The organism is Halomonas sp. N3-2A (genome assembly GCF_002216165.1).
Taxonomy (GTDB): Bacteria; Pseudomonadota; Gammaproteobacteria; order Pseudomonadales; family Halomonadaceae; genus Vreelandella.
Genome location: NZ_CP022286.1, coordinates 301,101 through 317,426 on the forward strand (window position 1 = coordinate 301,101; position 16,326 = coordinate 317,426).

Below are 16,326 nucleotides of genomic sequence, written 5' to 3' on the forward strand. Positions count from 1 at the left end.
AAAAAGCACTGCTTTCAATGAGTTTGGAGTGCGGTGGCACCTGGACTTTCCTGACCCTAAGCGCCCTGTTTGGTTTCTTCCTGGTGGGCGTGTTGTTCAGGGCTGGATAGTCTTGCCTGAGAATTTGGCCGAGACGCTTTCTGACGTGCGTATTGTTGCTCAGTGGCAGCCTGACTTTGAATTATGTCACCCGTTGGACGTTGAGCGTCCGGATGTTGTTGAGAGGATTCTCTCTGCGCCTACGGAGGAGGCACCACAGCGCGTAGGCGGCTTTCGTTTCACTGTCCCACCGATGCTAGCCAGCTTTCGTTTAATGTTAGTGCTTGAAGGCGAGTCCTGGTTGTTGAGGGAAATACGCGTAGATATCGGTGATGATGAATGTGGCCAGCAGCTGAAAGTTCTGGAAGGGAAGCAGGGCTGGCTGTTTTTGGATAACGACACGAACGGTAGCGTTGACCAGTTTATGGGGCGCATGCGACTCACCAAGTCAGGTTTAGAAGGGTGGGACGATTATCTACATCAGCTTGAAAATGTTGCTGATGGACTTCCTTGGGCGTTGTTGGTGGCACCTTCTAAAGAGAGCGTGATGGGGGCGAGCTATCACCCCCGGCAAGAGGGCGCTTCTGGTCCTATGCATCAGGTGCTTAGCTTAACTGCTTCTGCTGGAGTGGTTTATCCTGTCGAAGAACTGAAAGCCCTGGGTGATGGGGCGTTTATTCCTACTGATACCCATTGGACCCATCAGGGAGCGTTGGCCGCAACGATTGCGCTAGCGGTGAAGCTAGGTGTCGATGAAAACGCCTGTCGTGTGCTTTTTAAAAACGACCGTTATAAAAGCAAAACTATGTCTGGCGATCTTGGTAGTAAGCTAACCCCTAACCAGACGTCTAGCGTTGATGTGCTGGTTTCCTTTGGCTACTCTCGCTACAAGACCTACGACAACGGCTTGCCCAACTTTGGTCGATTACTGGTGGTTGAGTATCCAGAGGCCTTGATGGCAGGCACGTGTTTGATTTTCGGTTCTTCCTCTAGTTACTCCATGTTTAACTATTTATGCCGTGTGTTTCAGCGCATTGTGTTTGTGCATAGCGCGGGTAATGTGGATCCAGACCTAGTAAAAGCGGTTGCTCCAGCGTATTTAGCCACTCAAACCAATGCTCGTTTTGTGGTGCAGATTCCAACGGTTTCCCATAGCTTGGATAAGGTGATTCATCAAAAGTGTGCACAGCTGGATGAGAAGGCGTTTGAAGGCGTTCGTGAAAAGCGTATCATCGCATCAGATGAATACCTTCAAACCTTGGGGCTGCTGCGTTGGGAACAGATTGCCAGTAGCCATCTTGTGTAAGTGTTGCCTTGGTAACGGAATGGGTTAAGGATGGCGATGAGGCAGCATATTGTCGGTTTAAAAGAAATGATGGCTGCCATTGGGAGGCACAGCGCTGTGCCTCCTTTCTGGCGGCGTCATCCCACTATTCGTGTGGCAGCTGCACCTGCTTTTAAAAGCGAAGCAGCAGCAAAGGTCAATACGCCCGTAAAGGCAAGTACCTACTGTGTTAGTGATGGAGAAAAACCTCTTCCCGGCTGGAATATGCTGGAGCTGGATGGGCTAGGGTCAGATGCCCACGGCGCTGCCACGATTCTTTTCTATACCCGTAAAGGCATTATCGAAACATCGGTATCGCTGCGCCCGGGTAAGACCACTAAGCGAATTCTTTGGGTGCCGCTTGGGGTTAAAAAAATTGCGTTTTCGTTTCTAGCCAGTGAAGCCGCGTTGGCGAACTTAACGGCAGAGTGGGTGTGGTTAACACCTTGGTTCGCCCGGAGCCGTTTGGCACGACGCTTAATCAATAACCACGCCAGTTTCAAAGGCATGAGAACGCGCGACGTTGTACGGCACTTTCACATTGAGTCTGTGGCTCAAGGGTGCAATTGGCGTCGAATTGCCTTGGCGGAATATAACCAAACCCACGCAAAGCAGCATGTGTCTGAAGATTATGCGCGTTGGGTAAGTACCACCGAGAAAGAGGCTGTTGAAGATCCTCAATCGATTATTGCGGGCCTGAAAACCGCGCCGCTATTCTCGATTATCATGCCGGTTACGCTGAGTGATTTAGAGCAGGGTGAAGCGCCTTTCATTGCCACCATTAACTCTTTAAAAGCACAAAGTTACTTTTTTTGGGAAGTCTTTATTGTGCTTTCCGCTGAGATCACCGATGCGCAGCGAAAAGCGTTAGAGCGTTATATTCCCACCACTAGCCGTATTAACTTGATCCATAGTTATCATCGCACCTTGGCAAAGTTAGACCATCAAGGGTTCATTCAAACCCAGGGCGATGGGGTCATGCGGATTAGCTGGGGCGACCAGTTAGCGAAGGAAGCGTTGTGCCAACTGGCAAGAGCCTGGAATGATCATCCTGAAGCACAGCTGTTTTATAGTGATGAAGATGTACTGGGAGCAGATGGCAAGCGTTGCAAGCCAAACTTCAAACCTGGCTGGAATCCGGATTTATTGCTTTCGACCAACTACATTGGTCGTGTAGCGCTCTATAAACGGCGGTTGCTATGGCAACTGGAGTCTGAGCAGACGGATTTGCTGTCTCATCTGACCAGCCGAGCCGCGGTTGATTATGCGTTGGCACTCACCTTTATGATGTGGAACGTGACTCATGGCAATGAAAAGTCGGTGTGTCATTTGCCTGCCATGTTGTATCACCGTAGTGAAGACTTTCCTCATCCGCTTCACCAGCAGGATGCTATTTCGTTGGTCAGTAGCGTATTGAAGCAGCAAGTGGCTAGCGCAAAAGCGGTAGTCCACCCTGGTTTGTTGGAAAGCTCAGTGCGAATTGAGTGGCCAATTCCTAATCCCGCGCCGCTAGTGAGCTTATTAGTGCCTACTCGCAATGGCGTTGATATTTTGCGGCCATGTGTGGATGCCATTTTAGAGCGCACCGCCTACTCTCACTTTGAGCTGCTGATTCTGGACAACCAGAGCGACTGTCCTGAAACCATTGCCTACATGGATGCTGTGGCAAAGCGCGATCCGCGTGTTCGGGTATTGCGTTGGGATCATCCGTTTAACTACTCAGCGATTAATAATTTTGGCGCGGCGCATTCCCATGGCAGCATCATTGGTTTGATTAATAATGATGTGGAACCGGTAAATGAGCATTGGTTAACCGAGATGGTAAGCCAGGCCTGCCGCTCTGAAATTGGTTGTGTCGGGGCCAAACTCTATTACCCAAACGGTATGCTGCAGCATGGTGGGGTAATACTTGGTTTGGGAGACGTAGCAGGCCATGCGCACCGCTTCTTCCCACGTGAAAGTGATGGTTACGCGGGGCGTTTGAAGTTGGTTCAGAACTTATCCGCGGTGACCGCTGCTTGCCTGCTGCTGCGCAAGAATGTGTTCAATAACGTGGGCGGCTTAAACGAGAAGAAATTAAGCGTTGCCTATAACGATGTTGATTTGTGCTTAAAGGTTAGACAAGCAGGTTACCGTAACTTGTGGTCTCCGTTTGCTGAACTTTACCACCATGAGTCTATCTCTCGCGGAGCTGACGATACACCGACTAAACGCGCCCGCTGGCTGAGTGAAGTTGCTTATATGCGCCGTACTTGGGGAAAGCACTTGGACAGCGACCCTGCTTACAATCCCAATTTAACGCTTGTGCATGAAGATTTTTCGCTCAAGTGAGGGGGGAGAGTGAGGAGGAGTTACTCCACGCGTTGGGTCGTTCTTAGCGATGGTGGTCTGCCGACTGAAGATATCTACTTTCTTGAGTCGGCTGCTCCGGCAATGCGAACTCAGGGGGCAATGATTGAGCGCGCTGTTACTTCGCGCTCTTTTGGTGCAGCTTGGCGTCATGGCCGCTCTTTTTTACACCAGTATGCTGGCGCAAATGTGTTGCTATGCCGCTCGCTGCCGTTGAGCTGGCTGCGCTGGCTTGAACGGCATCGCCAAGCATTCGGCTATATCGGTTATCTCATTGATGATGATATTGGGGCGGCCGCCAATGACCCTACTTTGCCGCCAGCTTATCGAAAGCGTATGGCGCGCGTTGCTAAGCTTCAACCCCGCTTAGTGGCATTAAGCAATGAAGTAATTGCTTGCAGCGCTGTTTTGGCTGAGCGTTTTCGTCCTCTTCACCGCTGCGTCTCAGTCTTAACGCCTCCTCTTATCGCTACGCTGCCAATAAAGACCCACTTTGAGTCATCTCCTTCATCCTCAGCACCGTGGCGGATCGGTTTCCACGGTACTCGAGCGCACCTGAATGACTTAATGAACATTGCTCCTGCGTTGCAGGCTATTCAGCAAACTCGCAACGACACACAGCTTGAGCTGATGCTGGGTAAGCATACGCCAACAGCTTTGGTAGAATTACCCAACGTTTTGGCACCAGACCCGTTACCTTGGCATGCTTTTCGCACTTATCAGGCTAAGTGTCAGTTGCACATTGGTTTGGCGCCGTTGTTAAACACACCCTTTAATCAGGGCAAGTCATTTATTAAGTTTCTCGATATTGCTGCGATGGGCGGAGTGGGTGTCTATTCTAACCGTTATCCTTATACCGAGGTGGTTAGACATGGAGTCAATGGGCTGTTGGTAGAAGATTCACCGCAGGCATGGCAGGCTGCCATCGAGCAGTTACTTAATGATCCAACCGCGACGGCTAAAATGGCGCAGCAAGCCGCAAAAGACGCCAGTGAAATCGGTGACCCGCAGCGTGCACTAAGGTTTTGGCAAGCGCGTGCGGGTTAGCCAAATATTAATCAGGGAGCAATTAGAATGGATGCCATCGTTAAGGCGTTTTTTGATGAAACTCCAGATGCCAACATTGCCAAAGAGCGTGTGGCATTTGGAACCTCTGGTCACCGAGGGCGTGCCACAGATCGCACCTTTAACGCTGCGCACATTTTCGCGATTACTCAAGCGGTGGTGGATTACCGCTCTGAGGCAGGCTATCAAGGCCCTATGTTCCTTGGCTACGACACTCATGCACTTTCAAAGCCTGCATGGGAGTGTGCGTTGCGGGTGCTGGCCGCCAATAAGGTGCCTGTATTCATTGAAAAAGATAGTGGTATTACTGCCACTCCACTGGTCAGTCGGGCAATTTTACAGCATAACCAGCTCAATCATCAGGCAACATCAGACACTGCGTTAGCCGATGGTTTGATTATTACGCCTTCGCATAATCCACCTGAAGATGGCGGTATAAAGTACAACCCGTCGCATGGTGGGCCAGCGGATACTGAAGCAACGAAATGGATTGAGCTGCGTGCCAATGCCTATTTGCTACGTCAGTTATGTGATATTTCGCTGGTGCCCTTAGAGCAGGCGCTGGCGCATGCGCAAGCGTATGATTTTACCGCCCACTATGTAGCTCAGTTGGGCGAGGTGGTGGACATGGCCGCTATCCAAAACGCTAACCTCACTCTTGGCGTCGACCCCATGGGTGGAACAGCGCTGCCAGTATGGCAAGCAGTGGCTGAGCACTATGGCTTGAACCTTGAGGTGGTCAATACATCAACAGATGCCAGTTTCGATTTTATGCCGTTGGATCATGACGGCAAGATTCGTATGGATTGCTCTAGCCCTGATGCCATGGCTAACCTGTTAAAGATCAAAGACCGCTTTGATCTCGCTTTTGGTAACGACCCTGACGCTGATCGTCACGGCATTGTGGATGCCAATGGTCTAATGAACCCGAACCACTTTTTAGCGGTGTGCGTGGATTATTTGATTGGCCATCGTCCTGAATGGGCAGAAACGCTCAACATCGGTAAGACGCTGGTATCTTCTTCAATGATTGATAGGGTTGTGGCTTCCCATCAGCGTGAGCTTTATGAAGTGCCGGTTGGCTTTAAGTGGTTTGTTGAAGGGCTGCACGATGGTTGGCTCGCTTTCGGTGCTGAAGAGAGTGCTGGTGCGAGCTTGTTAACGCGCGATGGAAAGGCTTGGTCTACTGATAAAGACGGCATTGCGCTTTGCTTGTTAGCGGCTGAAATTACGGCGGTCACCGGGAAAACGCCCAGTGAGTACTACCGTTCATTAACCGAACGCTTCGGCGAGCCATTCTACAAGCGCGTTGATACTGCCTGTACCGCTGAAGAAAAAGCAGCTTTTAAGAAGCTAACTGCTGACAGTGTTACGGAAACCACCTTAGCCGGTGACCCGATCACCGCGGTATTGGTTAATGCCCCCGGCAACGGCGCAGCCATTGGTGGTTTGAAGGTGACGACTAACAATGGCTGGTTTGCTGCCCGCCCCAGTGGTACTGAATCGCTCTATAAAGTGTACGCTGAAAGCTTCAAAGGCCCGCAGCATTTAGATGAGTTAATTGAAAGCGCCACCGCGCTGCTTTCTGGCGTGCTAAAAGAGTAAGCGTGACTTATTCGTTGGTTCCTAGCGAGAGTCGTTACACCGCGCTACGGTAGGTGCAGAATATTTATTTTATTGGTTTTGCAGTGCGAGGTAAGCCCACAGCGCACCCGCAATAGAAAGGACGTTAATGATGACCCAAGTGCGTAAAGCGATTATTCCGGTAGCCGGTTTTGGTACACGCCTGCTACCCATCAGCAAGGCGATTCCCAAGGAGATGGTACCCGTTGTGGATCGTCCGCTCATTCAACACGTGGTGGAAGAAGCGCTAGCGGCGGGTATTAATGAAATCATTCTGGTAACTCGGGCTGGGAAATCAGCCATTGAGGATCATTTTGATGCTCACTTTGAGCTTGAGCATTCATTGGCCAGTAAAGGCAAGAGTGCGTTGCTGGAGACGCTATCGGCCATTTCACCCAAAAAACTCAAAGTGACCAGCGTTCGCCAACCAAACGCAAAAGGCTTGGGCCATGCGATTTTCTGTGCTGCGCACCTGTTAGACAAAGACGAGCCATTTGCCGTCATCCTTCCTGATGTATTGGTAAAGCCCCAGGTTGGTAGCAATGCCTGTGATTTAGGCAGCATGGTAGAGCGCTGGGGTGCCAACGATGCTTCGCAAATTATGGTGGAAGCGGTGCCTAAGGAAGACGTTTATCGTTATGGCATTGTTGACTGTGATGAGCCTGCTGCCGGTGAGAGCGCCAACATGCGCGGTGTGGTAGAGAAGCCAGCGCCCGAAGATGCGCCTTCACGCCTTTCTGTTATTGGTCGCTATGTGCTGCCATATCGCATCATGGAGTTGCTGCGTGACCAGCCACCTGGTGCGGGTAATGAAATCCAGCTAACGGATGCCATCGACCGTTTGATGCAGGAAGGAAAAACCGTGCAGGCGTTCCGTATGCATGGCCGCACCTTTGACTGTGGTCATATTGAAGGCTGGCTGCAAGCTAACACAACGCTTGCCCGTGAAGCAGGTTATGACGTGTAAGGTCAACGGCCAATAACATTGGTAAAAGAAGCCGCTCAGCTCACCCTGCAGCGGCTTTTTTTTGCCATTAACACCAGACGCTGCACCGTTTTCTCGCCTATTGTTCACCCGCCGCGGGTGCCTCATTCGCTCGTTCCTCGCGAGATTCGTTACACCGCGCTACGGTAGGTGCTGTAGGCTGATTTAGCGGGTTTTGTAGCGCGGCGTAAGCGTCAGCGCACCCGCGGGGGAGTATGGAGCGTTGCTTACGTGGCTAATACGACGCGGGTGCCTCATTCGCTCGTTCCTCGCGAGATTCGTTACGCCGCGCTACGGTAAGTGCCGTAGGCTGATTTAGCGATGTTTGTAGCGCGGTGTAAGCGTTAGCGCACCCGCGGGGGATTTTGGATTCGAAAAGCGCCTTGGCTAAAAAATAACATCGACAACAATCATATCGGTGTAGGTGCCCGCTGGTGGTGTGTTTTGTCCCGGTAGAATGTCGCCTCGGTAAGTGAAGCCCTGGCTTGTTACGCCACTGGGCGTGCCGGGGTTGTTGTCGGCAGAGGAGGAGGGGCGTCGTTCGCTGCCGGTATTGCCCCAGCGGTCGTTACCGGTAGTGCCTTTGTAAAGTTGGTACTCCAGGTAGTGACCATTGTTCTCCATGCGGCGGATGTTGGCAGCAGGATGCTGACCATCACTCAATCCTACTGAGTAGTCGCTACCTTTTGTGCAGGTAATATCGATGGTTTGCGTCACTGGGTCGAATCCGGCGATCAGTGGGGAACTTCCAAAGTTCAGGTCGGGCGCTTGAATGGCGCAGTCTGGAGTGACGGTCAGGTTAATGGTGATGGTGTTGGTGCCCGAGCCGGTACGATAGCTGAGACACACAAGCGCGCCTAGATTACAGATGCGCCAGTTCCAATTGACAGTCAAGGTGTCAGTGTACGTGCCGGCGGCTACATTGGCCGTGGGTTGGGTGCGAAACTCCATGGGGATGTCGACGTTTTGGCCGCCAAGCAGGCCGAGTAGATCGATGAGTACCGAGTTGAAATAATTGTAGGTTGTGTTGAGAAAGATCTCTTCATTCTCTGAGGCCAGCGCGAAGATGCGAAAAGGAATGGCGTCACCGCTGGCAACATTGACCAGCTCCCCTTGGTTAGCGCTAGTGACCGTTGCGCGAATCCATTGGTCAGACACAACCGCGAGCCCTAGCACAGACCCACGGCAAACAGCACCCGCATTGGGTTGGGCGGATGTGTCGTGTGGTGTATTAGTGATGGCGAAGGAACTGATGTTACCAAAGCTAGCGCTGGTGCTTGGGCTTACCGTGCATGCCCAAGCCGTAGGCGTAATCGATAATAAAATCAGCAATATAGCTCCGGTCAGCCAGCGGTGATAGCAGCGATAAGTTGTGAGTGGCATTGGTTGGCGCTCCTCTAAGTACAGGGGTGAGGCTCTAGTCGCTGGATATCATCGATGCGGGTATCAATAGATAGGCTGAGCACGCACGCGCTACCATTGGGCAGTGTTACTTGTAGTTGATTGTCACTCTTTAGGCCTTCGAGATACGTCAGTCCATCCCAGCCCACCAGCGCGCTTGCACCGCTGTCAGTGATAACACGAGAGCCTAGCGGCAGTGGCTCGCCTTGCCTGTCTAGAATGGCCAGTGTCGCAGCAATAACACGTTCAACCGGGAAGCGCAGCAGGTAGCCGCTACCTGGGTTTACCGCTACGCGCTGCTCAATTGTTGGGACATTGAGGTTGGCGGAAAGGATCAGTGGGTCGATCTCGTATTTACCAGCGTAGTAGGCGCGGGCCCAGGGGACGAGCAGGTGGCCGCTGCCACGGGTATGGCCGACTAATTGATTCTCGTAGCGAACCGGCACGCCTGCTTGGCCATCGGTGCTGACGACGACAAATCCATCGCGCACGTAATTGGTCGCGAACCACTGGTTGTCCATGTGTACCAGCGATCCTCTGGCATCGGCATAACGTGTGTCATTGCCGCCGGTGCCGAAAATGCCACCGCGTAATTCAGTGGAGGCTCCCCGCCAAGCTACCTCAGCCTGACGGTAGCTGCTTTCGGTGTCGCGGTGTTCATAGGCGAGGTTCCAGCCCCAGCCGCCTTGTATGGGTGGGGCGTGAGCATATTGGACTCTGCTGGTCATTCCTCCGTTATTGTCTCGGCGTACGCTGGTGCTTAATGTGCCAGGACGGCTGCTTAGCGGCACTGTTATCTGGGCTAGGGTGTTCCAGCCACCGCCTATCTCACGGTTGGCAGAGAGCGAGAGATGCATGCGATCCCATAGAGAGCGGTTGTACGACAGGTTAAACAGCTGAGTACGGCTATCGTCACCGGTCTGGATGTCAAAGTAGCCGCCAGCAAGCGACCCGTGCGTGCCAAGATTTAACCCCCCGGTAAACTGGGTAACTTTCCGCTGCGTATTTTCGCGTGCCGCGTTGTGAATGTGGCGAGATAAATCGGTGAAATCAGCCTGTTCTACTTGGTGGCGCAGGGCGATGTTAAAGCGGCGACTCCGGTAGCGGTATCCGGCCGTGTAGGCATTACCGGTGACGCCTTCGCTGCGGCTTTGGCGGTAGGCTGTCTCTAGCGTGCCTAGCTGCCATAAGCCAAACGTGCCACCAGCGCCTGCAGTGGTTAAATCGTCGCTGGCTTCGGTTTGCAATTCCATGGTGAATTGATTGTTGATGCCGCGCCGATAGCTGCCGGTGGCGGCCATTCCGCTATAGGCAAAATCACGCTGGCCGAAGTGGCGGCGCGGGGCACCTGCACTGAAACTGAAGGTGCTTAAGCCGGGTTGTAGCAGTTCGCTGGAAACATAAAACGGTAGGCTAGTGGACACTCTTCGCCCCAGGCTATCGGTGGTCACAATGGTGGCTTCGCCAGCGCCGGTGACCATGGGCATATTGGTGACAGTGAAGGGACCCGGCGCTAGTTCCATTGAGGATTGCTGCGCGCCATCGATGAACAGATCGAGGGTCGTGGGAATCGCTACTTCGCCGCTGAATTCAGGTAGTGGGTGGGTGATGATATCGGGGCGAAGGGCAAAGTTCCGGGAAACCTGGATGCCGCCAAGACGCACTGCATTCGTCCAACCCAGTGGTCTGGTGATGACGTCTCCTGCGCTGTACTGAAGCATCCGCTGTTGATCTGCGTACTCCCAGCGGGTATCGAAACGCCGGTAGCCGTTATCTTGTCCACTCTCTCCTGTCACTGCCTCGCGGTAAATGCCAGAGGTGCTTAAAGTTCCCGCTGCACCAAACACTCGCGCTTCGTGCCCTAAGCTGGCAAGTGTCGCGCCACCCGGAGTGTCGCTGATATAAGCGTCGTAGTTCAGCAACGCGCCAGGGCTGGTGTTGAGTGCGAATATCTCGTTTTGAGGTGAATTAGTATGAAACTGGTGAGGTAGCCAATGGGGAGGTACTTCCAGGTATAGCCGTTGGCTGGGGCTGTGATAGCGCGCTTCTAATCCATCTAATTGGCTGATATTAATGATGTTATCTTGATGGTTCAGGTGTTCATTAGGAAGGCCTAGCTGTTGGAGTACCTCTCGCTTGATGAACAGTTCGCCGCTCTGTTGGGTAACGTGCTCGATACGCTGGGTGGAGCGTTGATTGACGATGATCTCCAGGTGGAGTTCCGAAACTGCCTGGATATCACCCGCGCGTGGCGGTGGAGGCAATGCCTGGCCGATAGCAGGAAAAGACACCACCGTTAAAAGTAAAGCGCAACTGCCCAACATGAGCCATATCGGGAGATGCCAATGGATACGTGGGAGCATGCTGGCGCCTACTCGGCCGCAATGCGATAACTGACTCCCGAAATATGAGCACGAAGCTCGCCAGTAGGTCTTATGTCTTGAGGTAGTGGCCAGCGTCGTACCTGCCCGGGCAGTACATAACCAAGCAGCCCATTAGTGACTTCGTTGCGTTGCCCTGGTTGCTCAAAGGTAACTTGGCTTAGGCGCACATGATGCTGACCCGTGTTGCGTATTTCTAGTTGCGATTGCCCCTGATGTGTTACGAGTCTCCAGGTTAGGCCGGGATAAGGTGTGTTACTGGAGGCTGGGCGTTCGGGTGGCAGTGCTCCTTCACCATATAAAAACAGTGGTAACGAGTAGCGCAGCTGCAAACGGATGGCTGCGCGCGACGCATGCTGAGCTTCGTCATCGGGGGCTAATGTTGGGATTTCGTCAACAATAATGCGATAGGCTTGCTCTTCGCCAATTGGCGAGGGTTCTTGGCGGATCAAGCGCACCATCTGGCGTTCCCCGGGGGCAATCGCCGTCATGGGTGGGCTACCCACAACGCCTTGTTGAGATTGGTAGTGATTTTCTCCTCCTGCCTGAGACCAAGAAAAAATCCGCACCTGCATATTGACCGTTTCGCTACCTCTGTTTTCCAGCCAAAGTGCACTCGCCTGTTGATGGCTTTCGATCATCGGGTAAATGGGCCAAATCAGCAGAGAGTTAGCTGAGGAAGGACCTGCAAGAAGGCTTAGCAGGATGAAAATCCCAATGATGTGGCCAAAGCGCCTTTCCAGCATAGCTGTTCTCCTCAATCGAGCTTGAACCCTTCGCTGCGATGTCACCACTCCAGCGTAAGTACGAGTTCGTCGCGGTAACTACCTGCTGGGCGGTTGCCTGGCAGCGTTAACCTGCCCCAGATGGGGAGGGTAATATCATTAGGGCTGGACGTGGTGTCTAAGGTGATGGGCTGGTCAATGCCAATCGCGTTCTGTGAAGCGGCATCCTGGTAGAGTTGGTAGGCCAGTGTTTCGCTGCCATTTTCCCGCTTGAGCTGTCGATCACTATCTGGCTGAAGTCCGCCATCAATACGCATATTTAGTGAAATTCCTGGTGTGCAGCTGAGCGTAAAAGACCCGGAGGCAAGCAGCGCTACATTGCGCGTTTCCTGGGAAAGCGCTGAGGCGGTGCCAAAGGCTAGGCTTCCTAGCACCCCAACCTGGGTGCCTTCTGAAGGAACTTCGTTATTGATTAGGCAGCCAGGCGTAATGGTGGCTGACACCATGAACGTGTCGGTGGGAGAGGCCTGCGCCAGTCCCGCCGCTATCATCATCGGGGCGACGAGTCGCAAACGCCGAGCCATTCGAGAAGCTACCAGGACAGTTCAACATTCAGTGTGTCTTCATAAGTGCCTGCAGGTAGGTTGCCAGGGTCACCAAAGGCGCGCCCGTAAAGCTCAATTGCCTGTGGAGCATTGGCGAATGCGCTGAGTACGATGGTGTCATTTACAGCCAGTGCCGTCGTTCGTGCTGTATCCGTGTACAAGGTGTAACCGACAAATGCCGTTGCGGCAGTATCTTGCATGGCATGGACAGCGGGGGAGGCTTGGTTGTCATGCAGGCCGCTGAGCAAGGTGAAGGTGGGGGTTACTCCAGGTGAGCAGAGTACTGAGATGCCTCCAGCACCAGCTACTTGAGCATCTGACTCATCAAACAGCGCAGAGTGGGTGCCGAATGCCAAGCTGCCGAAGTCGACGGCAGCACCTTCCTCGTTATTAATCGAGCAGGCGTCTTCAAGGGTGATTGAGGCATCGATGGTTCCACTAACGGTCTGGGCTTCTAGTGAGGAGGGAGAGAAAATGAGTGCAGCAATGACAGTGCCTAGTCCGGTGGCTCGAGAGTAGCTTGAGGTCAGCATAATAAACTCCTTAGAGATTAACTGCTTACAGCGTTGCCCATAGGAAGGAGCATTTCGCTTGATTGACTCAAGGTCTGACTCAAGACCTGATCTAAGACCTAAATGCTCAGTAGAATTTGTTAAATTCACACATATTCTTAAGTTAGCACGTAATACTAAAAAAGCACTGTCGGAGTATTAGGAGCTTAAAAAATGGATCGGCGACATCATTTGTGTGTTTAAACACTGATTGAACTGACTTCCCAGCAAGCGTGCACTGTTGTTTACCTGACGTTTATTTTTCGTTTATTAGCGTTCGTTAATTGCACCAAAGCGGGGCGATAAGGCTACCACTTTAGTCTATTTTTAATGTTTTTCTGGCCTATACCGAACCGGCATAGGGTATGCAGGTTTGCGTGCTCGCAGTTAAATACGTCATCGCTCTGGCCAGCAAATCGACGTTTTTAACTATAAAAGGGTGTCTGTATATGCCTTATGTTCACGATACGCTGACACGTTTAGCGAAAAGTAGCCCTGCACAAACTGAGTTTTATCAAGCCACTGAGGAAGTGCTTGAGTGTCTTCGCCCACTGTTCGAACGTGCGCCGCATTACCATCAGCACAGTATTATTGAGCGCATTGTTGAGCCGGAGCGTCAGGTCATGTTCCGGGTGAGCTGGGTGGATGATGCTGGTCGTGTACAAGTCAACAAAGGCTATCGCGTGCAATTTAATTCGGCGCTTGGCCCTTACAAAGGCGGTTTGCGTTTTCACCCCAGCGTGACGTCGGGCACCATTAAGTTTTTAGGGTTTGAGCAAATCTTCAAAAATGCGTTAACGGGGTTACCGATTGGCGGTGGTAAGGGCGGCGCTGACTTTGACCCAAAAGGGAAGTCTGACAACGAAATCATGCGTTTCTGTCAGGCGTTTATGTCGGAGCTTTATCGTCATATTGGGCCGCATACCGATGTGCCCGCTGGGGACATTGGCGTTGGTGGACGAGAAATTGGCTATCTATTTGGTCAATATAAGCGTTTAACGGGCCGTTACGAGGGCGTGTTGACGGGGAAAGGCCTAAACTGGGGTGGTTCCCTCGGTCGCAAAGAGGCGACTGGCTACGGTGCGGTTTATTTTGCCGAGAACATGCTGGCAGCGAAAGGCGAAGCCTTGCGTGGTAAAACCTGCTTGGTATCTGGCGCGGGCAATGTGGCGATTTATACGATTGAGAAGCTCTATGAACTGGGTGCCAAGCCCGTTACCTGTAGTGATTCCAAGGGGACTATTCACGACCCTAGCGGTATCGATTTAGGCTTGCTAAAACAGTTAAAAGAAGTCCAGCGTGACTCGTTGGAAAGCTACCTGCATGAGCACCCGGAAGCTCAGTATGTTTCGGCTCGGGATTACCCGCAGGATGGCCACGCGGTTTGGCGTATTGAAGGCGAGGCAGCATTTCCTTGTGCGACGCAAAACGAGCTGACCGAAGCCGATGCCAAAACACTGTTGGCGAATGGCGTTACCTGCGTGAGCGAGGGAGCTAATATGCCTTCCACTAAAGAGGCGGTAGATGTCTTTTTAGAAGCTAAGATTGCCTATGGCCCCGGCAAAGCAGCGAATGCAGGTGGCGTGGCGACGAGTCAGTTGGAGATGGCCCAAAACAGCAGTATGGAGCAGTGGCCGCTAGAGAAAGTTGACCAGAAGCTTAAACAAATTATGGCGGATATTCATCGTCAGTGTGCGGATACGGCAAGTGAGTTTGGTGAACCTGACAATCTTGTGTTGGGTGCTAACATTGCGGGCTTCCGCAAAGTGGCCGATGCGATGATTGAGCAGGGCGTTATCTAATCGCTTTTATTAGCTAAACCACATACACTGTCGTAACACAGTCCTTTCCCTCTGGGGAAGGGCTGTTTTCGTTGGTGCGTTTTATGCTCACTGACATCACTATTGATTGCTTTCCAAGGAGAGTAGAGATGGGGCAGCGTCCTCCTATTATCATTAATCGTCTTGATGCTGAACGACTTCAGCGCCTGATTGATAATGCATCTGAAAAAGACATGATGGTGGCGGAGCTACTGGAAGAGGAGCTGGAGCGCGGAGAGGTGCTTGACCCTCAGGATATCCCTGAGGATGTGGTCAGTATGAACAGCCAGATACGCTTTACGGACCTGACCCGCGAACGTCAGATGATTCGCACATTGGTGTATCCTCATGCGCTTGAAAGCGTTGAGGATGGCATTTCGGTGATGGCGCCAATTGGCGCGGCGTTAATTGGCTTACGCGTGGGCGATGTTATTGAGTGGCCGCTACCGAACAACACCGAAGTACGCCTACGCATTGATGCGATTTTCTGGCAGCCCGAGCGGGAGAAGCAGTTTCATCGCTAAGTAAGTAGTGACAAGTAAGTGGTGGCGACTCTCGGCCCTGGAGGGGAGTGTTTCAATAAAGCTATCAAGTACGAACTGATGCCTAATGGCGAACGGGTCGCAAAGCGCGCCAGTTCGCCGTGTCCTTATCACTACTGCCCTTATCACTACTGTCCTATCAACTCAGCTAGCTGTATCGCGGAAATCTTTACCTCGCGAATTGCTCGCTCACTATCCAGGTCATCCATCGCGACGACCCCAACACACGCTTCCATACCACTGCGAGACCGGGTAGTCGGGATGTGGGTGGCTACGCCAACCGCGCCGCGTTGCAGTTGCCCCCGCGTGAGGCTATAGCCTTCAGCGCGGGCTTGCTTTACCTCAGGGCTGTCCTCTTCCTGCGGTGCTCGTCCTGCCAGAATTGCGATACCCGCCGCGCCTTGTGTTAATGGATGACGGCTGCCAACGCGATATCCCACACGCAGCATTCCTTCTTCAGGCTCAGCGACCAGCGTCACCATGCACTCTTCCCCTTGGGCTAGCGAAATAAACGCAGTCGCGCGGGTTGCTTTGGCCAGGGTTTTTAACAGTGGCAGGGCGACCGCATGGAGCTGGGGTTCAAAACGAGAAGCTAGCAAAGTAATGCCTGCGCCTAGCCTAAGGGTGCCTCCCTGTGTGCGGGTAAGCAGGGCATGTGACTCGAGCGTAGCGACGATGCGGTAGGCGATAGTCCTGTGTACTTCAAGCTCCTCAGCAAGCTTAGCAATGCTGATACCTTCATTATGCTCGGAGACTATTTTTAAGGCGAGCAGGCCGCGATCAAGCGTTTGAAGCGTGGACGACATCAGTGGAGAACCTCGAACAGACGTTTGCGTATGGGTAATGAAGGATCGACAAGTATGGCGCAGTACCTTGGGGCTGCAAACATGTATTGACGGTGCGCGACTCTTCATCT

The 16,326-nt window shown here is 52.6% G+C and carries 13 protein-coding genes; 7 read left to right on the forward strand and 6 right to left on the reverse strand.

Annotated features, from left to right (window positions below; genetic code table 11):
• Positions 1-28 precede the first annotated feature (28 nt).
• The 5 genes from CEK60_RS01305 (at position 29) to CEK60_RS01325 (ending at position 7,367) form a co-directional block, all read left to right on the forward strand.
• Positions 29-1,345, forward strand: coding sequence for an alginate O-acetyltransferase AlgX-related protein (locus CEK60_RS01305; protein ID WP_232471451.1), 1,317 nt, complete (start codon positions 29-31; stop codon positions 1,343-1,345).
• A 36-nt stretch (positions 1,346-1,381) separates the two neighbouring features.
• Positions 1,382-3,694 (forward strand): glycosyltransferase family 2 protein, encoded by a 2,313-nt coding sequence (locus CEK60_RS01310; protein WP_089037482.1) that lies wholly within the window; start codon positions 1,382-1,384, stop codon positions 3,692-3,694.
• A 9-nt stretch (positions 3,695-3,703) separates the two neighbouring features.
• Positions 3,704-4,759, forward strand: a complete 1,056-nt coding sequence (locus tag CEK60_RS01315; protein ID WP_089037483.1) for a glycosyltransferase — start codon at positions 3,704-3,706, stop codon at positions 4,757-4,759.
• 27 nt (positions 4,760-4,786) lie between these two features.
• On the forward strand, positions 4,787-6,382 hold the full coding sequence (gene pgm, locus CEK60_RS01320) for a phosphoglucomutase (alpha-D-glucose-1,6-bisphosphate-dependent) (protein WP_089037484.1): 1,596 nt from the start codon (positions 4,787-4,789) through the stop codon (positions 6,380-6,382).
• Between the two features lie 130 nt (positions 6,383-6,512).
• Positions 6,513-7,367, forward strand: a complete 855-nt coding sequence (locus CEK60_RS01325; RefSeq protein ID WP_089037485.1) for a UTP--glucose-1-phosphate uridylyltransferase — start codon at positions 6,513-6,515, stop codon at positions 7,365-7,367.
• A gap of 405 nt (positions 7,368-7,772) precedes the next feature.
• Here the strand turns inward: CEK60_RS01325 and CEK60_RS01330 are convergent, their stop codons facing one another.
• Genes CEK60_RS01330 through CEK60_RS01350 form a run of 5 tightly spaced genes read right to left on the reverse strand, consistent with a single transcriptional unit; the run spans position 7,773 to position 13,030 of the window.
• Positions 7,773-8,768: a Csu type fimbrial protein gene (locus tag CEK60_RS01330; protein ID WP_089037486.1), complete on the reverse strand. Its 996-nt coding sequence runs from the start codon at positions 8,766-8,768 to the stop codon at positions 7,773-7,775.
• A 14-nt stretch (positions 8,769-8,782) separates the two neighbouring features.
• The gene (locus tag CEK60_RS01335; RefSeq protein ID WP_089037487.1) at positions 8,783-11,149 is read right to left on the reverse strand and encodes a fimbria/pilus outer membrane usher protein; all 2,367 of its coding nucleotides are present in this window, start codon (positions 11,147-11,149) and stop codon (positions 8,783-8,785) included.
• Between the two features lie 8 nt (positions 11,150-11,157).
• Positions 11,158-11,913 (reverse strand): fimbrial biogenesis chaperone, encoded by a 756-nt coding sequence (locus tag CEK60_RS01340; protein WP_089037488.1) that lies wholly within the window; start codon positions 11,911-11,913, stop codon positions 11,158-11,160.
• A gap of 41 nt (positions 11,914-11,954) precedes the next feature.
• The gene (locus CEK60_RS01345) at positions 11,955-12,476 is read right to left on the reverse strand and encodes a Csu type fimbrial protein (RefSeq protein WP_198361442.1); all 522 of its coding nucleotides are present in this window, start codon (positions 12,474-12,476) and stop codon (positions 11,955-11,957) included.
• Between the two features lie 8 nt (positions 12,477-12,484).
• A complete protein-coding gene (locus CEK60_RS01350) occupies positions 12,485-13,030 on the reverse strand; it encodes a Csu type fimbrial protein (RefSeq protein WP_089037489.1) in 546 nt (181 codons plus the stop codon).
• A 467-nt stretch (positions 13,031-13,497) separates the two neighbouring features.
• Between CEK60_RS01350 and gdhA the strand changes: the two genes are divergently transcribed.
• Positions 13,498-14,850: an NADP-specific glutamate dehydrogenase gene (gene gdhA, locus CEK60_RS01355; protein WP_089037490.1), complete on the forward strand. Its 1,353-nt coding sequence runs from the start codon at positions 13,498-13,500 to the stop codon at positions 14,848-14,850.
• Between the two features lie 128 nt (positions 14,851-14,978).
• Complete coding sequence (gene rnk, locus CEK60_RS01360) at positions 14,979-15,392, forward strand: nucleoside diphosphate kinase regulator (protein ID WP_038485867.1); 414 nt, start codon at positions 14,979-14,981, stop codon at positions 15,390-15,392.
• Positions 15,393-15,538: 146 nt separating this feature from the next.
• On the opposite strand, the gene CEK60_RS01365 is transcribed toward rnk, so the two are convergent.
• On the reverse strand, positions 15,539-16,216 hold the full coding sequence (locus CEK60_RS01365; protein WP_198361443.1) for an IclR family transcriptional regulator: 678 nt from the start codon (positions 16,214-16,216) through the stop codon (positions 15,539-15,541).
• Between the last annotated feature and the right edge of the window lie 110 nt (positions 16,217-16,326).